Annotated in this window: 19 protein-coding genes; 13 read left to right on the top strand and 6 right to left on the bottom strand. The window is 66.4% G+C overall.

Features of this window, described 5'->3' with window-relative positions; genetic code table 11:
* Nucleotides 1–9 precede the first annotated feature (9 nt).
* The 4 genes from ACWHYQ_RS03105 to ACWHYQ_RS03090 form a co-directional block, all read right to left on the bottom strand.
* Nucleotides 10–1,407: a sigma-54-dependent transcriptional regulator gene (locus ACWHYQ_RS03105; RefSeq protein ID WP_447974292.1), complete on the bottom strand. Its 1,398-nt coding sequence runs from the start codon at nucleotides 1,405–1,407 to the stop codon at nucleotides 10–12.
* A gap of 160 nt (nucleotides 1,408–1,567) precedes the next feature.
* Entirely contained in the window at nucleotides 1,568–2,893 is a 1,326-nt protein-coding gene (locus tag ACWHYQ_RS03100; protein WP_447974291.1) for a DUF1015 domain-containing protein, read from the bottom strand.
* Between the two features lie 34 nt (nucleotides 2,894–2,927).
* Nucleotides 2,928–3,485, bottom strand: a complete 558-nt coding sequence (amrA, locus tag ACWHYQ_RS03095) for an AmmeMemoRadiSam system protein A (protein ID WP_447974290.1) — start codon at nucleotides 3,483–3,485, stop codon at nucleotides 2,928–2,930.
* 107 nt (nucleotides 3,486–3,592) lie between these two features.
* Nucleotides 3,593–4,666 carry a polyprenyl synthetase family protein gene (locus ACWHYQ_RS03090; RefSeq protein ID WP_447974289.1) on the bottom strand — a complete coding sequence of 358 codons (1,074 nt, stop codon included), beginning with the start codon at nucleotides 4,664–4,666 and terminating at the stop codon, nucleotides 3,593–3,595.
* A gap of 191 nt (nucleotides 4,667–4,857) precedes the next feature.
* On the opposite strand from ACWHYQ_RS03090, the gene gltB reads away from it, so the two are divergent.
* From gltB to ACWHYQ_RS03050, 8 genes are all read left to right on the top strand, one after another.
* Nucleotides 4,858–9,396: a glutamate synthase large subunit gene (gltB, locus tag ACWHYQ_RS03085; RefSeq protein WP_447975512.1), complete on the top strand. Its 4,539-nt coding sequence runs from the start codon at nucleotides 4,858–4,860 to the stop codon at nucleotides 9,394–9,396.
* Nucleotides 9,397–9,443: 47 nt separating this feature from the next.
* The gene (locus tag ACWHYQ_RS03080; protein ID WP_447974288.1) at nucleotides 9,444–10,871 is read left to right on the top strand and encodes a glutamate synthase subunit beta; all 1,428 of its coding nucleotides are present in this window, start codon (nucleotides 9,444–9,446) and stop codon (nucleotides 10,869–10,871) included.
* A gap of 228 nt (nucleotides 10,872–11,099) precedes the next feature.
* Nucleotides 11,100–11,330: a hypothetical protein gene (locus ACWHYQ_RS03075; protein WP_447974287.1), complete on the top strand. Its 231-nt coding sequence runs from the start codon at nucleotides 11,100–11,102 to the stop codon at nucleotides 11,328–11,330.
* The gene (locus ACWHYQ_RS03070; protein WP_447974286.1) at nucleotides 11,300–11,941 is read left to right on the top strand and encodes a nucleotidyl transferase AbiEii/AbiGii toxin family protein; all 642 of its coding nucleotides are present in this window, start codon (nucleotides 11,300–11,302) and stop codon (nucleotides 11,939–11,941) included. The genes ACWHYQ_RS03075 and ACWHYQ_RS03070 overlap by 31 nt, the downstream gene beginning before the upstream one ends.
* A gap of 596 nt (nucleotides 11,942–12,537) precedes the next feature.
* Nucleotides 12,538–13,074 carry a hypothetical protein gene (locus ACWHYQ_RS03065; RefSeq protein WP_447974285.1) on the top strand — a complete coding sequence of 179 codons (537 nt, stop codon included), beginning with the start codon at nucleotides 12,538–12,540 and terminating at the stop codon, nucleotides 13,072–13,074.
* A 526-nt stretch (nucleotides 13,075–13,600) separates the two neighbouring features.
* Nucleotides 13,601–13,816: a type II toxin-antitoxin system HicB family antitoxin gene (locus tag ACWHYQ_RS03060; protein ID WP_447974284.1), complete on the top strand. Its 216-nt coding sequence runs from the start codon at nucleotides 13,601–13,603 to the stop codon at nucleotides 13,814–13,816.
* Nucleotides 13,817–14,358: 542 nt separating this feature from the next.
* Nucleotides 14,359–14,556, top strand: coding sequence for a hypothetical protein (locus tag ACWHYQ_RS03055; protein ID WP_447974283.1), 198 nt, complete (start codon nucleotides 14,359–14,361; stop codon nucleotides 14,554–14,556).
* Nucleotides 14,532–14,849 carry a type II toxin-antitoxin system RelE/ParE family toxin gene (locus ACWHYQ_RS03050; RefSeq protein ID WP_447974282.1) on the top strand — a complete coding sequence of 106 codons (318 nt, stop codon included), beginning with the start codon at nucleotides 14,532–14,534 and terminating at the stop codon, nucleotides 14,847–14,849. The genes ACWHYQ_RS03055 and ACWHYQ_RS03050 overlap by 25 nt, the downstream gene beginning before the upstream one ends.
* A gap of 151 nt (nucleotides 14,850–15,000) precedes the next feature.
* Here ACWHYQ_RS03050 and ACWHYQ_RS03045 read toward each other — a convergent pair whose 3' ends face one another.
* Both ACWHYQ_RS03045 and ACWHYQ_RS03040 read right to left on the bottom strand, forming a co-directional pair.
* Nucleotides 15,001–15,531, bottom strand: a complete 531-nt coding sequence (locus tag ACWHYQ_RS03045) for a CHRD domain-containing protein (RefSeq protein ID WP_447974281.1) — start codon at nucleotides 15,529–15,531, stop codon at nucleotides 15,001–15,003.
* A 208-nt stretch (nucleotides 15,532–15,739) separates the two neighbouring features.
* Nucleotides 15,740–16,498, bottom strand: coding sequence for a hypothetical protein (locus tag ACWHYQ_RS03040; protein WP_447974280.1), 759 nt, complete (start codon nucleotides 16,496–16,498; stop codon nucleotides 15,740–15,742).
* Between the two features lie 161 nt (nucleotides 16,499–16,659).
* Here ACWHYQ_RS03040 and ACWHYQ_RS03035 point away from each other — a divergent pair, with 161 nt between their 5' ends.
* The 5 genes from ACWHYQ_RS03035 to ACWHYQ_RS03015 all read left to right on the top strand — a co-directional run bounded on the left by ACWHYQ_RS03035 (nucleotide 16,660) and on the right by ACWHYQ_RS03015 (nucleotide 20,850).
* Nucleotides 16,660–17,295 carry a hypothetical protein gene (locus ACWHYQ_RS03035; RefSeq protein ID WP_447974279.1) on the top strand — a complete coding sequence of 212 codons (636 nt, stop codon included), beginning with the start codon at nucleotides 16,660–16,662 and terminating at the stop codon, nucleotides 17,293–17,295.
* A gap of 23 nt (nucleotides 17,296–17,318) precedes the next feature.
* Entirely contained in the window at nucleotides 17,319–17,837 is a 519-nt protein-coding gene (locus ACWHYQ_RS03030) for a protein-tyrosine phosphatase family protein (RefSeq protein ID WP_447974278.1), read from the top strand.
* Entirely contained in the window at nucleotides 17,764–18,495 is a 732-nt protein-coding gene (locus ACWHYQ_RS03025; RefSeq protein WP_447974277.1) for a uracil-DNA glycosylase family protein, read from the top strand. Before ACWHYQ_RS03030 ends, ACWHYQ_RS03025 begins: the two co-directional genes overlap by 74 nt.
* A 3-nt stretch (nucleotides 18,496–18,498) precedes the next feature.
* Nucleotides 18,499–19,326, top strand: coding sequence for a bifunctional DNA-formamidopyrimidine glycosylase/DNA-(apurinic or apyrimidinic site) lyase (gene mutM / locus ACWHYQ_RS03020; RefSeq protein WP_447974276.1), 828 nt, complete (start codon nucleotides 18,499–18,501; stop codon nucleotides 19,324–19,326).
* Between the two features lie 321 nt (nucleotides 19,327–19,647).
* Nucleotides 19,648–20,850: an ATP citrate lyase citrate-binding domain-containing protein gene (locus tag ACWHYQ_RS03015; RefSeq protein WP_447974275.1), complete on the top strand. Its 1,203-nt coding sequence runs from the start codon at nucleotides 19,648–19,650 to the stop codon at nucleotides 20,848–20,850.
* Nucleotides 20,851–20,886: the final 36 nt, after the last annotated feature.

Raw genomic sequence — 20,886 nt, 5'->3', positions numbered from 1 at the left:
CGGCCAAAATCAAACCGCGGAGGGCGTCGCCATGATGTTCTTCTGCTTGATCAAGCGGGCGAGATAGGTCCGCTGGAGCCGGAGCAGTTCGGCGGCCTTCGTCTGGTTGCCGTGGGTACGCTGGAGGGCCCGCTGGATCAGGCGCCGGCTATGCTGCTCCATGGAGGCGTGGTAGGGGAGGTCGAGGAGCGCGTCCAGGGTCTGCGCACTCGGCCCCCTGAGCCCGTCGCCACCGGCGAGACCCAGGTCCTCGGGCCCGATCGCGTCGGTCGGGCTCAGCACGACGGCCCGGGCGATGGCGTTGTCCAGCTCCCGGATGTTGCCGGGCCAGGCGTAAGCCTGCAGGGCGGCCAGCGCCTCCGGCGTCAGCCGGAGCTGGGGACGCTTCGCGTCGCGCGCGTGGCGCGTGAGGAAATGCTCGGCGAGCTGCGGGATGTCCTCCCGTCGCTCCCGGAGCGGCGGGAGCGTCAGGGTCACCACGTTGAGCCGGAAGTAGAGGTCTTCCCGGAAGGCGCCGGCCCGGACCGCCTGCCGAAGGTCCTTGTTCGTGGCCGCGATGACCCGGATGTTGACCCGTACCAGCCGACTCCCGCCGACTCGGTGGAACTCGTGGTCCTGGAGTACGCGGAGCAGCTTGGCCTGGATCGCCGGCGGCATGTCGCCGATCTCGTCCAAGAAGACCGTGCCGCCGTCGGCCAACTCGATCTTGCCCTTCTGCAGCCGGTCGGCGCCGGTGAAGGCGCCTCGTTCGTGGCCGAACAGCTCGTTTTCGAGTAGCGTGTCGGTGAGCGCGACGCAGTTGATGACGACGAAGGGCATGGCGCGCCGCGGGCTCCACTGGTGTAGGGACCGCGCGAACAGCTCCTTGCCCGTGCCGCTCTCCCCGAGCAGCAGCACGCCTGCGTCGGAGGCGGCAGCTCGCTGGGCGAGGGCCACGACGGCTTGGAGCGCCGGGCTGTTCCCGACGATGGCGGCGTAGCGCGTCGCCACGTCGGACCGCAGGCAGGCGATCTGGCGCTGGAGCGCTTCGCGCTCGAGCGCCTTCCGGATCACGGTGGCCAGGTGATCTGTGTCGAAGGGCTTCGTGACGAAATCGTAGGCGCCTTGCTTCATGGCCTCGACCGCGCGCGAGATCGTGCCGTAGGCCGTCATGACGATGACGGGCAGGTCGTAGCCGTCGAGGCCGGCCTGGCGTCCCTGGGCGAGCCGCTTGAGGATCTCGAGGCCGGGGATCTCGGGCATCTCGAGGTCGAGCAGCAGGAGATTCGGCTGGTGCTGCTCGATCAGCTCGAGCGCGCGGGGGCCATCGCCCGCGCCGAGGGTGGCGTAGCCGAGGGATTCGAGGTGGTCGCGCAGGACCGTGACGATGTCGGGATCGTCATCGGCGACGAGGACGGTGCCTTTCATCGCTGGCTCTCGTCGCAACCCGGCTGGTGCGGCGGCCGGTGGAACCGGTGCCAACACCCGGCCGCCGTCTCCATGGAGGACGCTCAGCGGCAGGCGTACGTTAGGCCAAACGGTGGAAAATTCGCAGTCCCTAATAGGGAGGGGACGAAGAGCAGCCCATCTATTCCATGAGGTGGAGCACGAGGCCTGTGAGCGGCTTAGGGAAGAAATAGGTGGACTTATGCGGCATGCGGCCTCCCGCCGCGGCCACCGCGCGGACCTCGCTCACCTTGGTCGGGTTCAAGAGGAACGCCGCCCGCGCCTCGCCGCGCCGGACCAGCTCGAGGGCTTCGCGGTCGTCTTTCGTGTAAAGGACATCCGCCTCTTCGAGTGCAGGCACCCGCAGCGTCGGGAGAAGCAAGTTGTGCAGGACCGACACATCCAGCCGGTCCCTGGCCGGCGCGCCGGCCGGGAGGGCCGCGCCCGCCTTGAGCGTGAGCAACAGGTAGCAGTCAGCCCCCTCCAGCGCGAGTCCGAAGGCCTGGCCCGCCTCGCCCGCCGCGCGGAGCTTGCGGAGGAACTGCGCGCGGGTCTCGGCCTCGCTCTCGGGCGTGAAGGGCAGGCACTCAACGGTAAAGGCTTCCCGCAGGAGGGACGTGATCTCGCCGAGGCCGGGGAGCCCGAGCTTGAGCGCGCGGTGGGTGGGGAGCACGGTCAGCCCAGGATCCTCCAGGCAGGCGAAGAGCATGAGCACGCGGTCGTAGGGTTGGTCCCCGCCCGTCGGTGGCAGCCCGGCCGCTTCGCGACGCTGCCGCCGGTAGGTCAGGGCGGTCTCGTACCGGTGGTGCCCGTCGGCGATGAAGAGCGGCTTCGGTTGCATGGCCGCCGCGATCTCGCGCAACACGGCGGGATCGGTGATCGTCCAGAGCCGCTGCCGAAATCCCTCGTCGTCGCGAAAGTCCAGGCGCGGCTTCTCGGTGTTGACCGACTTCTGGATGAGGGAGAGCACGGAGTCCTCCGGATCCGAGAACAGGGAGAAGATCGGGCTGAAATTGGCCCGGCAGGCTTCCAGCAGCCGGAGCCGGTCGGCCTTGGCCGCGGCGCGCGTGTTCTCGTGCGGGTAGATGCGGCCGGTCCCGAACTCCTCCAACTGCACGGTCGCGAGGAACCCCTTGAGGACTCGCACCGCGGTGTCCGCCCCCACGGAGGGGGCCCGGTATTCGATGGTATAAGGATAGATAGCCGGCTCCGGGTCTCGGCGAAGCGCTCCGCTGACCAGCCAGTCGCGCAGCCAGGCGGCCGCGCGCGTGTACTTGTTCCGCGCGGGGCCGTCGCCAGGCTCGTCCAGCCCCAGCTCGAGACGGATTACGTTGTGCGGGTGGCGCGCGTGCAAGACCCGTTGGGCTTCGGCGTCAATTACATCGTAGGGCGGGGCCACGACCTTCGCCACATCGCCGACGACCTCGGAGTTGTAGAGCACGCCCCTGAAGGGGATCAGATTGGCCATAATCCGCTCGCCCCTCGCCACTTGCCTTTTGCCGTCACTGGTATCGGGTCACTTCGAACCGGAATAGCTGAACTGGTTCGAGCGGGCCGACCCCAGCCTTGACCCGCGCCGCGTTCACCTGGTCGTCCACCGACTCGATACCCTCGATGTCCGGCAAGAGAACGCTCCGCCGCTCGCCTGACCGGAGCACGAGGCCGTAGCGGCGGGGATCCAGCTCGTCGGGTCCGGCCACCGGCTCCAGCGGGCTGAGCAGATCCACCGAGATTGCCAGCTCCAGCAGCTCGTCGAGCCGGACCGGTTGAAACCGGGGATCTCGGGTGGCGGCGCCGATCGCGTTGTGAATCACTTCCTGGGCCGCGGTCTCGCACAGGGGCTCGGTCGTCCCGATACACCCCCGAAGCTCGCCTTTCCGCTTCAGACACACGAACACCCCGGCCGGCTTCAGGGCCTCCGGGACGGCCACGAACAGCCCGGCTGGCGGTTCGATGATGCGCTGCTCCGAGAGATACACGGTGATGGCCTCGGCCGCCAGCCGGAGGAGCGGATGGGGGGAATCTCGGGTGACGGGTGACAGGTGACAAGTGACAGGCACGCGACTCATAAGCAGCGACGAGTGATGCGTGATGCGCGACGACCCCTACTTTATCAGCGCTGATTCCACGCGTCACCTGTCACACACCACGTGTCACCGCTTTCGGACTAGCGATCGCGGTTGACCATATAGTCCGACACGATGGCGAGCGCCCGCTTCGCCGGGGAGTCCTCGAACACCGTCAGATCCCGATTCGCGGCGGCGACGAACGTCCGCGCCCGGTCCATCGCGTAAGTGATCGAACCGTATTCCTGCATGAGCGAAACGATCCGGAGGAGGTCTGGCTCCGGCAAGGTCCGGGTCTCCATCCGGTCCTTGATCATCCGGCGATCCTCCTCCGAGCAGTGCTGGAGTAGGTGCAGGAGCGGAAGCGTGGCCCTGCCCTGCCGGAGATCCTGGCCCAGGGTCTTACCCAGGCGGTCCCCATGCGCCGCGTAGTCCAACGTGTCGTCCGAGATCTGGAACGCGATGCCGAGGTGCTGGCCGAACCGGAACAGGGCCTCCTGCTTGTCCGGCGCTGCCCCGCCCACGATCGCCCCGATGCGGCAGGAGGCGGCGATGAGGCTGGCGGTCTTGTACTCGATGATGCGGAGGTACTCGGGCTCGGTAAGCGCGGGGTTTCCATTGTAGTAGAGCTGGAGGACCTCCCCCTCCGCCATCTTCCGGCAAGCCTCGGAGAGCACTTCGTTGATCGCTTGGTTTCGGAACCCGACGATGTGGCAGATTGCCTTGGAATAGAGGTAGTCGCCGACGAGGATGCTGACCTGGTTGCCCCAGACCTTCCGGGCGGCCCGCCGGCCCCGGCGGAGGTCGGCGTCGTCCACCACGTCGTCGTGGAGGAGCGTGGCGGTGTGGATGTACTCGACGAGGCTCCCCAGCAGGAGGTGGTCCTTCGCGGTATAGCCGCAGAGGCGGGCACAGAGGAGCAGGAGCAGGGGCCGGATGCGCTTCCCACCGCTGGAGAGGAGGTGCGCGGCCACCGTGTTGATCAAGGTAACCGTCGAATCGAGGTTTTTACGGACCTGATCCTCGACCTCGTCCAGCTCTTCCCGATAGGCGTCCCACACGTCCGCCATCGTGTGGAGTGTGGGAGTGGCCGGCCCGGTTTTCATGGCGGGATAGTAGGTGGAGGGGTCCCGGTTTGTCAAGCCGAAGAGGTGGACGGTCAGGGCCGTTTGCACGCCAGCGGAGCCTGCGGTCGCGGGCGCGGTTCGCTTGACAGATCGGCGCACGTTCCAGTAAGGTGCGCATGACGCCGCAACCGGTGCACGACGCGTTCGCGCAGGGCCCCGCGGGGCCCAGCCTCTCCCAGCCGGCGGCCGGTCGGGCCGCGCGGACACGTGTCTTAACCATCACGCGGGATCATTCGACCATGACCGTTCCGGGATTGCCTCCCCAGCAGGGGCTCTACGACCCTCGGCAGGAACGTGACGCCTGCGGGATCGGCTTCGTCGTCAACATCAAGGGCCACAAGTCGCGCGAGATCGTCCTCAAGGCGCTGCAGGTGCTCCAGAACCTCTTCCACCGCGGCGCGCAGGGCTGCGATCCCTGCACCGGGGACGGGGCGGGGATCCTGCTGCAAGTCCCGCACGAGTTCCTCAAGCGCGCCGCGGCGGACGTCAAGGTGAAGCTGCCCGACGCCGGCGAGTACGGCGTGGGGATGGTGTTCCTGCCGCGGGCTGCGGAGCCGCGCCGGCAGTGCGAGGCGCTGTTCGAGCGCGTGATTGCGGAGGAGGGCGCGCGGCTCCTCGGCTGGCGGGACGTCCCGGTGGACAGCGACGCGATCGGGGTCCAGGCGCGCCGGACCGAGCCCGTCATCCGGCAGGTGTTCATCGCCCGCGACAGCTTCAACGCGGCGCAGTTCGAGCGGAAGCTCTACGTCATCCGCAAGCGCGTCGAGAACGCGATCCGCGCGTCCGCGATCGAGGGGCGGGAGTACGTCTACATCCCGAGTCTCTCCGCCAACACCATCGTGTACAAGGGCCTTCTGCTCCCGAGCCAGATGGATCGGTACTACAAAGACCTGGCCGAACCCGACGTCGTCTCCGCGCTCGCGCTGATCCACTCGCGCTTCAGCACGAACACGTTCCCGACCTGGCCGCTCGCGCATCCCTACCGCTACATCTGCCACAACGGCGAGATCAATACGCTCAAGGGTAACGTGAACTGGATGCGGGCGCGGCAGGGCCGGCTCCAATCGGAGCTCTTCGGCCAGGACATTCCCAAGCTCTTCCCGATCGTCTACGAGCACCAGAGCGACAGTGCCTGCCTGGACAACGCGCTGGAGTTCCTCGTGCTGGGCGGCCGGTCGCTCCCGCACGCGATGATGATGCTGATTCCGGAGCCCTGGGTGGGCAACCCGCAGATGGACCTCGATCGGCGCGGGTTCTACGAGTACCACGCGGCGATGATGGAGCCCTGGGATGGGCCGGCGGCGGTCTGCTTCACGGACGGGACGCTGATCGGCGCGACCCTAGACCGGAACGGGCTGCGGCCCTGCCGCTACCAGGTCACGACCGACGACCTCGTCGTGCTGGCCTCGGAGGCGGGCGTCCTGCCGACCGACGCGACGGACATCCGGCTGAAGGGCCGGCTCCAGCCGGGGCGCATGTTCCTGGTGGACACGGCGCAGGGGCAGATCATCGACGACGAGGAGATCAAGGCGAACATCGTCAGCCAGAAGCCCTACCGGGCCTGGGTGACCCAGTACCGGGTGTCGCTCGACGAGCTGCCCGAGCCGCTCAACGTCCCGCAGCCCGACCACCCGACGCTCCGGCAGCGGCAACAGGCTTTCGGCTATACGGTCGAGGAGCTGAAGATGGTGCTGACCCCGATGGTCGTGACCGGCGAGGAGCCGGTCTCCTCCATGGGAACGGACACGCCGCTCGCCGTGTTGTCGGACCGGCCGCAGCTCCTGTTCAAGTACTTCAAGCAGCTCTTCGCCCAGGTGACCAACCCGCCCATTGACCCCATCCGCGAAGAGCTGGTCATGTCGCTCGTGACCAACATCGGGCCGAAACCCAACGTGATGGCCGAGACCCCGGAGGCCTGCCGGCGGATCCGGGTCAAGCAGCCGATCCTGACCAACGCGGACCTGCAGAAGATCCGCGAGATCGCCGACCCGCATTTCAAGAGCAAGACGCTGCCGATGCTGTTCCGCGTCGCCGACGGGCCGGACGGGCTCGCGGTGGCTGTGGACGATCTCTGTCAGCAGGCTTCTCAGGCGATCCGCGAGGGGTACAAGTTCCTGATCCTCAGCGACCGGGGCGTCAACGAAGATTGGGCGCCGATCCCGAGCCTGCTCGGCATCTCGGCGCTGCACCACCACCTCGTCCGCGAGTGCACGCGGACGGAGGTCGGGCTGATCGTCGAGACCGGCGAGCCGCGGGACGTCCACCACTTCGCTTGCCTGATCGGCTACGGCGCAGGGACGGTCAATCCTTACCTCGTCTTCGAGACGCTCGTGGACATGGAGCGGGAGGGCTTCCTGCCGGAAGGCATTGACGCAGCGACCGCCGAAGTCAAGTTCATCAAGGCAATCAACAAGGGTCTGCTCAAGATCTTCTCGAAGATGGGGATCTCCACCGTCCAGTCCTACTGCGGCGCCCAGATCTTCGAGGCGATCGGGTTGAACCGCCAGACGGTGGACCGGTACTTCACCGGCACCGCTTCCCGGATCGAGGGCATCGGCATCCGCGAGATCGGCGAGGAGACCCTGCGGCGCCACCGGCAGGCCTACGAGCCCGCGCCGATCCGCCAGCTCGACTTCGGCGGGGAGATTCACTACCGGGTGCAGGGCGAGCACCACAATTGGAACCCGGAGACGATCTACAAGCTCCAGCACGCGACGCGCACCAACGATCCGCACACCTACAAGGAGTTCGCGGCGCTCGTGAACGACGAGAGCCAGCGGCGCTCCAACCTGCGGGGGCTCTTGGACTTCAACTACGCGCCGGAGCCGATCCCGCTCGAGGAGGTCGAGCCGGCCACGGAGATCGTCAAGCGGTTCACCACAGGCGCCATGTCCTTCGGCGCGATCAGCAAGGAAGCCCACGAGACCCTCGCGATCGCGATGAACCGGATCGGCGCCAAGAGCAACACCGGCGAGGGCGGGGAGGACCCGGAGCGTTTCGTCCCGCTCCCGAACGGCGACTCCAAGAATTCCTACATCAAGCAGGTCGCCTCCGCGCGCTTCGGCGTGACGATCCACTACCTGGTGAACGCGGGCGAGCTGCAGATCAAGATGGCGCAGGGCGCCAAGCCCGGCGAGGGCGGCCAGCTCCCCGGCCACAAGGTGGACGAGATCATCGCCAAGCTCCGGTACGCGACGCCGGGTGTCCAGCTCATCTCGCCGCCGCCGCACCACGACATCTATTCGATCGAGGACCTGGCGCAACTCATCTTCGACCTCAAGAACGCGAACCCTGAGGCGGAGATCTCGGTCAAGCTGGTCGCGGAGGTCGGGGTCGGCACGGTCGCGGCCGGAGTGGCCAAGGCCAAGGCGGACAAGGTCCTGATCAGCGGCGACAGCGGGGGCACGGGTGCCTCGCCCCTTTCGTCTATTAAATACGCCGGCATCCCCTGGGAGCTGGGTCTGGCGGAGACCCACCAGACGCTGGTGCTGAACGACCTGCGGGGGCGCATCCGGGTGGAGACCGATGGGCAGATGAAGACCGGCCGGGACGTCGTGATCGCGGCCCTGCTCGGCGCGGAGGAGTTCGGCTTCTCGACGGCGCCCCTCATCGTCGAGGGCTGCATCATGATGCGGAAGTGCCACCTCAACACCTGTCCGGTGGGGATCGCGACCCAAGATCCGGTCCTCCGGAAGAAATTCGCCGGGCAGCCAGAGCACCTGGTTAACTACTTCTTCTTCGTAGCCGAGGAGGCCCGCGAGCTGATGGCCAAGCTGGGCTTCCGCACGATGAACGAGATGATCGGGCGGGTGGACAAGCTCAAGGCGCAGAAGGCGGTGGATCACTGGAAGGCCAAAGGGCTGGACCTCTCGCCGCTGCTGTACCTGCCCCAGGTGGGCCCCGAGGTCGCCCGCCACTGCGTGCAGCGGCAGGACCACGGGATTGACGAGGTGCTGGACCGGCGGCTCCTCGAGCTGTGCCGGCCGGCGCTCGAGCGCGGCGAGAAGGTCACGCTGGACCTGCCGATCCGCAACGTGAATCGGGCGACCGGGACCATGCTGTCCAGCCGGATCGCCAAGAAATACGGCCTTGAGGGGCTGCCGCCCGACACGATCACGATCAAGTTCACCGGGTCGGCCGGCCAGTCGTTCGGCGCCTTCCTCGCCCGGGGGGTGACCCTGATCCTGGAGGGCGAGTCCAACGACTACCTGGGCAAAGGGCTCTCCGGCGGCAAGATCATCGTCGTCCCGCCGAAGGGGGCGCGGTTCGTGCCGGAAGAGACGATCCTGATCGGCAACACCTCGCTCTACGGGGCCACGCAGGGCGAGTGCTACTTCTACGGCACGGCGGGCGAGCGCTTCGCGGTCCGGAACAGCGGCGTCCGGGCCGTCATCGAGGGCACCGGCGACCACGGCTGCGAGTACATGACTGGCGGCGTCGTCGTGGTGCTGGGGCGGACGGGCCGGAACTTCGCGGCGGGGATGTCCGGCGGGATCGCCTACGTGCTGAACGAAGACGGCAAGTTCGAGTCGCGCTGCAACCTGGGGATGGTCGAGCTGGAGCCGGTGGCGGCTGCGGAGGACAAGCGGACGCTGCGGGAGATGGTCGAGGCCCATCACCGCTACACCGGGAGCCGCAAGGCCAAGACAATCCTGGATGCCTGGGAGGTGATGCTGCCGCGGTTCGTCAAGGTCATGCCGATCGACTACAAGCGGGTGTTGGCGGAGCGCAAGGCGGCGGCCGCGAAGGAGCAGGCGCACAAAACCGTTAAGGCGTGATGGGTGACGGATGATGCGAACGCCGGCGCGCATTCTTGAGCTGAAACATGGCAGATCCTAAGGGCTTCATGAAATATCGCCGGGAAGGCCCCAAGCGGCGGCCGGTCGAGCTGCGCGTCCTCGACTGGAAGGAATTCTACGAGCCGTTTCCTGAGGAGAAGCTCAAGGCCCAGGGGGCCCGCTGCATGGACTGCGGCGTGCCCTTCTGCCAGAGCGCCAACGGCTGCCCCGTCGTCAACCTGATTCCCGAGTGGAACGACCTCGTCCATCGGGGTCGCTGGAAGGACGCGCTCAAGGCGCTGCACACGACCAACAATTTCCCCGAGTTCACTGGCCGGCTCTGTCCCGCGCCCTGCGAGTCTGCCTGCGTCCTCGGGATCAACGACGACCCCGTCTCGATCCGCGTCATCGAGTGGAACATCATTGACAAGGGCTTCGACGAAGGCTGGGTCGAGCCGATCCTGCCGGTAGCCCGTACGGGGAAGACCGTGGCGGTGATCGGTTCAGGGCCGGCCGGGCTCGCCTGCGCGCAACAGCTCGCGCGCGCGGGGCACAGCGTGACGGTCTTCGAGAAGGCGGACCGGATCGGCGGGCTCCTGCGCTACGGCATCCCGGACTTCAAGATGGAAAAGTGGGTGCTGGACCGCCGGCTCGAGCAGCTCAAGGCGGAGGGGGTCGTGTTCCGGCCGAACGTGCACGTCGGCGTGGACCTCACGGCGGACGAACTGCGGCACGAGTTCGACGCGATCTGCCTCGCGATGGGCGCCGAGCAGGCGCGCGAGCTGCCCGTCCCCGGGCGCGAGCTCAAGGGCATCCACCTCGCGATGGAATACCTGACGCAGCAGAACAAGCGGAACGCCGGCGACGTGCTCGCCGACGAGCCGATTACGGCCAAGGGCAAGCGCGTCGTCATCATCGGGGGCGGCGACACCGGCTCCGACTGTCTGGGGACCGCACACCGGCAGGGCTGCGTGGAGGTCCACCAGTTCGAGCTGCTGCCCGAGCCGCCGCCGCAGCGGGCCCCTTCGACCCCCTGGCCCCTCTGGCCGATGCAGCTCCGCACCTCGCACGCGCACGAGGAAGGCTGCGACCGGCAGTGGAGCGTCTCGACGACCGCCTTCAGCGGCCGGAACGGCCACGTCACCAAGCTGCACGCGCAGCGGGTGCGCTTCGAGGATGGGAAGTTCATCCCGATCCCGAACAGCGAGTTCGAGCTGGAGGTGGACCTCGTGCTGCTTGCGATGGGGTTCGTCGGGCCGGTGAAGAAGCCGCTCCTCGACAGCCTCGGCGTGCGGTATGACGCGCGCGGGAACGTCGCCGTGGACGAGCGCTTCATGACCAGCGTCGACGGGGTCTTCGCCGGCGGGGACGTCAAGCGCGGCGCCTCGCTCATCGTCTGGGCGATCGCCGAAGGCCGCAAGATGGCCGCCGGGGTGGATGCGTGGCTGCGGGCGGGAAAGTCGGCGAAAAGATAGGGCGTCTCGGCTGACGAACGGCGCTTGGGCTCGCTGGCGCCATGATGCGTTGTGCTCCAATGGCTACTCCGATCCGTCCTGTTGGCCGCTCGCCTCATAGGACTACCGGACCGGCTCCCTGTGCCGTGATTCCCTTTCTCCCAGGCAATCGCCCGCCATGGCGCTGCGCTCGCCAAGCATCCGTTCCATCCGAGACGTAATCGGAACGGCGAGGAGCTAAGGGCTGGAATGATAACGAAGAAAGAAGCCAGGGACTACGTGAAGCGCTGGCGCCTGGTGAATAAGGCGCTCGAAGAGGAGCTGCGGCGCACTCCGATCGAAGTTAAATTTCAACAGATGGATGCGGCTTACCGGATGGCCGTGGGGTTGGGGTTTCTGCCACGGATGAAAGCCGAGAAGCGTAAAACCGAGCACGAGGTCAGACGGCGGTGGCTTCGACTGAAGGCAACCAAACCATAGAGCCTCCCGTTCTCGTCTCTCTTTTTCCCGTCCTCCGTGCACTCTGCAACCTGCTCAACACTTCCCAGACTCCCGGCATGATCATCGGTGCGGTCGCGGCCAGTCTGCGCGGACAGGCTCGCGCGACCGAAGACGTGGATGTCTCAGTAGTCCTTGACGAGGGCGCGCTCGAGCGTTTTCTGGAGCTGGCCCGTGCCGAGGGCTTCCGGCCGAGAAGGCCTGATGCCATTGCTTTCGCCAAGAGGAGCGCCGTCCTGCTGCTCGAACACGAGCCGACCAGAGTCGGTGTGGATGTCACGATCGGACGTCTACCCTTTGAGAGGGAGGCGGTCGCGAGGGCACAGGACATGGTGATCCAAAACCTGCACGTTCCCGTCGCGACAGCGGAAGACCTGGTGATCATGAAGGCTGTCGCTCACCGGCCTCATGACCTTGAGGATATCCGCGCGATCGTTGCTGCCAACCCGCACCTTGACGTCTCGCGGGTTCGCGCGACCGTGCGCGAATTCGCCCGGGCGACGGACATGCCTGAGCTTTGGACGGATATCGAGCCGCTGCTACCACGAACGAAGAAACCCGAAAAACCCGCACGCCGAAAAAAGAAGAAGTGATTTGCCAGACCGAGAGGGGCTGATGCAGGCGGCCGGCCTTGACCGTACTGTTGGCCGCTCGCCTCATCGGAATAACAGAACGGCGCCCGGCACTCTCTCGGCTCTCCGATTATTCCGCCCGCCCGTTAGGCCACCAGCCTCCGTACAAGGTAGCCTGATCCGCGTCATTCGAGTCCCGAGCCCTTCCGCGTCCAGGACCCTGCGATTGCAGGCATGGTTCGAGTGTATTCGGACGCTCAAGGAGCCTTGGGGCAGAAGGATGTCAGCACCACGATGATCTCGCCGCGTGTGTTGAATCGCGGGGCGAGGGAGTCCGCAGTCCGGCCGACGGGCTGATGGGCCCCGTGGGCTCTTGTCAGGTATAGCGGTGCTATACGGAACCGCCTATCATGGCCGCGCGGGGACAAGGATCAAATTGACAAGTACTTGAGAATAAATGAGAGTGCGGTCACTGGTCGATCGGTGGTCGGAGGGCATACACTGATCTGTATACTCACTGTTCGGACGGATGGGGAATACGTCGACATGGCGCCTAAGGATGCGACAGGCCAGGACCTCAGTGCTCTTTCAGATCGCAAAACTGTAGCGTGGTTGCGGTGAAGCGGATTCGCGTAGCGAATCGGTTGCTGATGACCGTGTTGGGCTCGCTGGCGGTCGGCATGCTCATGCTGGCCACCGAACAAATCGACTTGCTGGTGGGCATCGGGTTGGCAGCATTGAGCGTTGTGACGGTCGGCGTGCTCGAGGCGATGCGCCGTGTACGCCGCGCGCTGAGTCGGCCATCTGGAGCACGAGGAGATCTTGAAGCAGCACGTGGGCTGATGCCGCTCCTTGCATGGCCGCTCGTCATAGCGTTTGCACCCGAGGTATATGAAAGCCTTGGCTGGAAGAGCTACATCGCCGCTGGAGCCTTCTGCGTCACCGCGCTTGGGTGGCTGGCGGCAGTCCTGACGCTAGGCGATGCGCTGAATCACCTCTGCCCAGCTTGTGGCGCGTTTTGGGATCCGGAAGACGATGTGTTCTATCTGACGTCCCTGTGTCCGCAGTGCGCGCGATCCAGAGCGGTTGAGTCGTGCCTGGGGCTTTCCATCGTCGTGAGGTGGCACGCGGTGCTTCCCGTCGTCGTGATGTAGGGGTGGCGACGCAACCATCCACTTGGAGGGTGGTCCATGGTTCCGGAACTCTGGATTCTCGCAGGATTCTCGAGGGTGCTGCCATCGGCGCGGCTGAAGCTATGATCCCCGCCTATATCGCCGCCAGGGCCGAGACGAAGCGTCAGCATCAGCGGCTCGCAATCGACGCCGGCCTTCGGGAGGGGTCCCTCATACTTGAGCACGCCGATGCAATGGCGAGAGCGTGGCTAGGTCGCCACTTTGAGGTCGCGCCAGTGTTTTCCTTCATCCTCTTCTACTCGCTAGTCGCCGAGCTTCTTGAGACGAAGCAACTGACGACCGAAAGGCTTCGAATGCTAATCCGAGCGCGCGACGTTTTCATCGAGACCGCTGCGCAGGTAGAGCGCCGTGAGACGAAGGATGAACACGGAGGGTCGAGACCGACGCGTTCAACTTCGCAGTCGACCGGACCGCTGGCTCGCATTCGCTCGCAGCGGCCGGTCACCGCGGCGTTAGGCCTTACGAGCAACAACCGATGGAGGTTTGCGTGCGGGAAAACTGCACAGCGGTCATCAAGCAGTCCGGTCCTTGGTGGATTGGATGGATTGAGGAGGTGCCTGGGGTCAACTGCCAGGAGCGGACGAAGGAGGAATTGATTCAGACCCTAAAGGTCACACTCCAGGAGGCGCTGGAGCTCAACCGGCGTGAGGCGCTTGAGGCGGCAGGCGAAGGCTTCGAAGAAGAAGAGCCGATCGCCGTATGAAACGAGAAGAACTTCTTCGTCATCTCAGAAGGCATGAGTGTGAGTTGTTGAGGGAAGGCAGTCGGCATTCGTGATGGCATAATCCTAGCCAGAACAAACGTTCGGCAGTTCCGAGGCATAACGAAATCGATGATGACTTGGCACGGAAGATCTGCAAGGATCTTGGGGGCCCAAGAATCAAGCGAAGCCTAACGAAGATATGGAGCCCACTCGCCGAAGCGAGCCGCTCACGCCCGACGTCAGGCGGTTCCACCAGTGACCTCATGTAGCGCGAATCCTGCGGTGCCACGATGCAACCCGAAATTCTACCGGAGAATGGCCTGCGCGCCCTGCAGGGCAATCCGAATCGGCGGGAGGGAACTGGGAAAGGTCCCACAGTTCTTTCGGGAAGAACGGAGGTTTACCGGCGGGGGCGGTGGTGCGTCGGCTGCCGGGGGGGCGACCGAGCCGCCAGCCATTTCTTGGGCGAGGCCTGGCTTTCACGGGGAGCCGATGATGGGGGCCGCTGAGGTGGAATCGGCCGCGGCAAAGGGGAAGATCCCATGGGTGCTAAACAAACCGTAAGGGAGTTGTTGGACCGCCTGCCGGACGACTGCAGCCTAGATGATGTTCTCTACCATCTGTACGTCGTTCAAGAGATTGAGAAGGGTCGTGCGGAGATCGCCGCGGGAAAAGGCGTCACGCATGAGCAGGTGACCGCGGCTCTCCGGCGGAAATGGCAACTCGGCGCCGACGCATAACTTGGGCTCCCAGCGCTCAGGCCGCGCTGGATGCAGCGCTCGGCTATATTGCGCAAGACTCGTTGGAGGGGGCGCAAAAGATTCTCCACGCGGCTCTCGACCTTGCAGATTCCCTCGAGACGCTCAGCGAGCGCGGGCGTGTCGTTCCTGAGATCCAGAATCCCGCTATCCGCGAAGTCTTCGTGTATTCTTATCGCCTCATCTATGAAATCCGAGAGTCCGAAATCGAAGTCGTCGCCTTTCTTCATGATGGGGCGCGAGACTTCGTCCGCTGGCTTCGAGAGCAATCCTAGGCGGGAAAGGGATCGGGAGTCTTTCCCGGGAGATCACAGGCGCATCGGCGGCCTTGGCGACGCGCTTGCTGCGGGGACCTGAGCGGCCGCCAGCCATTTCTTGAACGAGGCCTGGCTTTCGCCGGAGCGCCGGCTGTCCCTCCCACCTCCACTACGGCCCGGAGCGCCGGCTGCCGCGGAGCTGGCCGCGGATCTCCCCACCCGGGAACTGGTTCGAGTGGACGTTGGCGTAGGTCGCCCCGGCTCTCAGCGCCGCGAGAAGCTCCCCGAACTCCCCCGCGGCGATGCCTTGCGCGGCCGGCCCGATGACGTTGGCGGCGGTCAGAGTCCCGGTCACCGTGCCCTCTTGGAGGCAGGGCGGAGCCAGGCCGGTGGGATCGGGGAAGCCGGCCGTCTGGCAGAGGAACACGATGATGCCTCCGTTGACCCCGGGTTGCGCAAGGTGGATGTGGGCGAACCGCACCGGAGCTTGCAGTCCGCCATAGCTCAGCTCGTAGGCGATGGACTGCTCATCCCCGCTGATCTTGCCTCGTAACTCGCCCACCGCAGGTGTCGAGACGGCCGGCACCTCGTCGTAACCGGAGAGCGACGCAAGGAATCGTTCCTCCGCTGTGGCGATCGAGGCGCTGCCGACCGCGAACAGGCACACCGTCAAGCGGGCCAGTCCACTCGTCGCTGTCATGGGGGTCCCTCCTGGTTTGAACGAACATCGCGTAGGGCAGGGGAGGGATTTTAGAGGGAAGGCCGTGCCTGGCAAGCCGCCAAACTATCGCCCCCTCTCTGGGGCCAATCACTTGGGTGGGTGGAGTGTTGAGGAGACGGGGCCAGGGCAGCGGCAGCCGCCCTACTGGCCGAAAGCCCGGCTTGCAGGCATGGGAGCGCAGGATTGCTCAGGTCTTCCCCGGCGCGCCGAGGGCCTTCGCGATCTCGCCGATGAGGCGCCGCTCGATCTCCGCCGTCTCCTCGGCGCCCGCCGCCCGGGCGCCGCCCGCAGTCAGCTTTTCGAACTCGGCTTTTACGCTCAGGCGCGTTGCCCGGGACGGCAGGGTCTGGAGGAACAGAAGATACTGGTTGCGGACGCCGGACACTTCCAGCGAGGCGGGGGCGGTGACCTTGCGCTCGGTGAGGTAGACCGCCTTCTGCTCGGTCTTCATCGCGACCTTCAGCGCGTAGCCGTGCTTGGCGAGCACCTGTTCGGCCGCCTTGCAGACCGCCGCCATCGGTTTGGCGATCTCTTCCACCTGGCCGCCCTTGTCCTCCACGCGGAGGTTCTCCTCGGCCCGGGCCCGCTGAGAGGCCACACGCTGGACATCGGCGGCCAGCTTGCGGTTCTCCGCCGCTTGGGTCGCCAGCTTCTCGGCGAGCGCCTTCCGCTCTGCCTCGACGCGCTCGGTCTCCTTTTTCGCCTCCCGCAGCTCGCGGTTCAGGAGATCGATCTGCTGCTGCATGACCTTGGACCCGTCCTGGAGCGAGGCGATGACTGACTCCTGCTTGGCGAGTTGCTTGCGGAGCGTCTCGACTTCGGATTTGAACGGCTGGTCGTTGGGCTGGCAGGCGGCGAGCCAGGCGGCCGCCGCGCATGCGGCGAGGAAATGGCACTGCCGAGTCCAGGTCTGCCAGTCACGAGGCGGGAACCGAGCCTGAGTCATGTCAAGCGATGCTCCGGTGAGAGGGGCTTGCGGCGGAATTCTAGGCTCGATGCCTCCGCAATGCAAATGGTCGCTGCGAGGTCCAGCCCCGTGCGCCGTTGACCCCGCTGACCGGCCGGGCTATCCTCCTGCGCATGGGAGGGGCATGGCACCATCCGACCATGCGGACTGCGCTGCTCGTCGCCGTGCTGCTCGGAGTGGGGCCGGTAGTCCCGCTCGCCGGCACACCAGCCGCCCCGCCCACCGACCAGCTCGATCCCGTCCCCCCCGAGGAGTATCCCGTCTATGACCAGGTCGTCGTGCAGAAGTTTCTCACGTCTCAAACCCGCTTGGTGGTCATCCGCCCGATCACGGCGACCCGGCTCGTGCCGGGGGGCGGACCGGCCACCCTCGCCTTCTTCCGTGAAGGCGCCTTCTTCGAGGGCCGGCTCAGCGAGGAGCTGATCCGGGATTTCGTGCTGAAGGCCGCCCGGCCCTTCCGGCTGGAGGCGCGGTTCGATTTCGGCGTGCCCTATCGGTTGCGGGCCGGCGACGAGCCGGCCGGTCCCGAGGTCTTCCTCGCACCGATACCGGTGGCCTTAGTACAGGCGCCGCCCGCCACCGTCGGCGTGCTGGAGTTCTCGCGCGTAGCCTTTAGCGCGAAGCGGGACCAGGCCCTCGTCTACGTCGGCGACGACCGGCCCGACGGCAGCGGGGCGGGCTTCCTTGCGCTCCTGCACCGGACCGGCGCGCGGTGGAAGGTCACGGAGACCGACGTGCTGTGGGTCGCGAGACCCGACGCGCCGCCGCCGGAATAGGGGGGCGGGCCTAGGAAAAAGAGATGGTGCAACGCACCGGACGATTGGATATAATCGCGCCCATGCATTTCGTGACCGAATCGCTGCTGGTCGGCAATGTGGACGACGCGCAGAAGCCCCCGCCCTACGTCAACGGCGTGCTCTTCCTCGCGCAGGAGTTCAACATCAAGCCGCCCAGAGGGGTCGCCTACGAGTTCGTGCCGCTCAAGGAGTTCGGAGAAGCCAGCCCGGATGATGTCAAGAAGGCCGTGGACTGGATGGAGCGGCAGGCTTCCTCCGGTCGCCTGATGGTCTGCTGCCGGGCCGGGATGGGGCGGTCGGTGTCCATGGTCATCGCCTACCTGGTGTGCGTCAAGGGCATGAAGTACGAGGAGGCGGTCCAGTTGCTCAAGGCCCGACGGCCTGGCGCCACCCCGCTCCCGAACCTGGAGCGAACGATCATGGCGGTCCAGCGGATGAGACAAGGCCATGGGACGACGCAAGACCGCACCCCGGACCAGGACACCGGGCACAATCCGCTCCGCACCTCCGGCCTGCGCTGACCTGCTCCCGGCCCGCCGGCGTTCCCTGCCCCTGCTCCAGCGCGCGATCGCGGCCTGCCGCGCCTGTCCTTCGATGAAGCCCTGGCGCCGGTTCGGGCTCGCGGCGTACGGGAAGGGAACGACGGGCTACCTGCTGGTCGGGGAGGCGCCGGGCTACGTGAGCTGGCGCAACCGGCGTCGCTTCACCGGACCCGCGGGTCTCCTGATCCGGCGCGCGCTGCGGCACGTGGGCCATCCGCGCTATCGGGACCTGGAAGACCTCTTCTATATGACCGACGCGGTGAAGTGCCATCCGGCGCCGCCGCACAATTCCGCCTCCAACCGGTCCCCCAGTCGGGGCGAGATCGCCGCCTGCGCGGGCTTCCTCGCCGACGAGCTGCGCGTGCTGCGGCCGGCCGTGATCGTCACCTTTGGCAAAACGGCGGCCGAGGCGGTCGCCCGGGCGCTGGACGCGGCGCAGGCGGCGGGGCCGGGCGGGCGCGTCCCCGAGGTGCTGTCGTTCCCGCACCCCTCGCCGCGCAACCGGGTCGCGATCCAGAAGCAGTATCCGACGATGCAGGCCTTCGAAGAGGCACTCGCCGCGACCTTCCGGCGCCTCATTGCGAGACTCGAGCAGGCCGGAGGGCAGTCCAGCGTCCCGCGTCCCGGGTCCCGGTGATGTATGCCTGAGTTGCCGGAAGCCGAGATCGTCGCCCGCCAGCTCCGGGGCGCCATCGTCGGCGCCGTGCTCAAGGACTGGTGGGTCGGCCGGCCCGACATCGTGCGGCAGGGCCTCGAGACCCTGGACTGGTATCGAGGGGCTCGGATCACAGGGGTGCATCGCCGCGGCAAGAGCGTGGTGCTCGCCCTGGCTCGCACGGATGAGACCCGCTACCTGGTCGCCGAGCTGGGGATGACCGGGCTCTTCTTCTTCCGGCCGCCGTCGCCGCACTATCACAAGCATACCCACCTCATCCTGTCGCTCGAGGGCGGACGAGAGCCGGAACTCCGGTACTGGAATCCGCGCCGGTTCGGCCGGATCTATCTGCTCGATCAGCCCGGGCTCGATCGGTTTCTCGCGCGTCGGTTCGGGGCGGATCCGCTGGACACGAGCTGGGAGGCCTTTCGCGCCCTCGTGCGGGCCCGGCGCGGCCGCCTCAAGCCGTTGCTCATGCATCAGCAGGTCCTCGCCGGGATCGGCAACATCTACGCGAACGAGATCCTCTACCGGGCCCGCCTCCATCCGTACCGTACCGCCAGCCGCTTGCGCGAGGCGAGCGTTCGGCGACTCTATGAGGCCATGCGCACGGTGCTGACCGAGGCGATTGCGGCCGGCGGTTCCAGCGTCCGGGATTTCCTGGCTCCGGACGGGACCCGTGGGCGGTATCAGGAGCGACACCTCGCCTACAACCGGGCTGGCGCACCCTGCGTGTCCGGATGCGGCAAGGTGATCCGGCGGTTGCGGGGCGAGCGCAGCTCGTTCTATTGCCCGGCCTGCCAGCGGGGGTAGTCCGTAGGGGAAGGAACGTGGCGCGGGTCAGGGCCGGCTTCCTGGCCGGGGCGCGGCGCTGCGCATCCCACCACAGGCCCCCGCCGGTGGCTCGGGGGTGGCAAGCGCACTTTGGCCTTGACCGGGCCTCACCGGAGTCCTTAGACTTAACCACCCGTCCATCCAAGAAATTCAGCCCCCTGCGCCCAGGACCGGCACCGGCCAGGTAGGGCTTTTGTTCGCCCCGAGTGGGCCCTTCGGCGGATTGAGATGGGCAGGGAATTCCGCTAGGCTAGGCGGCTCTCCGACGAGGATTTCTTACCCGGCAAGGAGCGGCGCATCATGGCGAAAGTATTAGAAGGCCCCGGCATGGGGTTGATGAAGAAGTGGGGGATCGCGGTGCCTCACTTCGCGGTGGTGGCCTCGGCCGAGGAGTTGGCGAAGCTCGGGGAGGCGAACGAGTGGTTGAAGCAATCCAAGCTGGTCGTCAAGGCGCACGAAGCGCTGGGGTCCCGGTTCAAGCTGGGATTGGTCAAGGTCGGCCTGGACCTGCCCGGCGCGGTGGCTGCGGCCAAGGAGATGCTGGGTCGCCAGGTGGGCAGCATTACTGTTTCCCAGGTGATCGTCTCCGAGATGGTGCCGCACAAGGAGGAGTATTACGCTGCGGTCAAGTCCACCCGGGAGGGCGCAGAGGTCCTGCTGGCCAACTGCGGTGGGATCGAGGTGGAGTCCAACTGGGACCGGGTGAAGCGGCTGACCGTGGAGATCGGGCGCACGCCCGAGGAGACGGCGCTAGAGAAGCTGGCGCAGGAGGCCGGGTTCGCCGGTCCGCTCGCCGGGCAGGTCGCGGCGTTCGCCAAGAAGCTCTTCTCCTGTTTCGACAACGAAGACGCGCAATATCTGGAAGTCAACCCGGTGGTCGTCCGCGAGGGCGACGGCGAGCTCGTCGCCCTGGATGCGGTGACCCTCCTCGACGCGGACGCCAAGTTCCGCCATCCCGACTGGACCTTCCCCTTCGCCGCCGAGTTCGGCCGTGCCTACACCCAGAACGAGCTGGACGTGATGGCGGTGGATGCCAAGATCAAGGGCTCGGTGAAGTTCATCGAGATTCCCGGGGGCGACACGGCGATGCTGCCGGCGGGCGGGGGCGCCAGTGTCTACTATTGCGACGCGGTCGTGGCCCGGGGTGGGAAACTCGCCAACTACGCGGAGTACTCTGGTGATCCGCCTGACTGGGCTGTGGAAGTCCTGACCGAGAAGGTTTGCTCGCTACCCGGCATCAAGAACATCATCGTGGGCGGCGCCATCGCCAACTTCACCGATGTCAAGAAGACCTTCGGCGGCATCATCGCGGGCTTCCGGAAGGCCAAGGCCGAGGGCAAGCTCAACGGCGTCAAGATCTGGGTCCGCCGCGGCGGACCCCGCGAGAAGGAGGGGCTGGATGCCATGCGGGCGCTCCGGGACGAGGGATTCGATATCCACGTCTTCGACCGCCACACCCCGCTCACCGACATCGTGGACATGGCGCTGCAACAGAGCAAATAGCCGATTGCGACTATCGAATAGCCAGCAAGAAGAACC

This window comes from Nitrospira sp. Kam-Ns4a (assembly GCF_965152595.1).
This window is presented reverse-complemented; position numbering and strand designations above follow the sequence as displayed.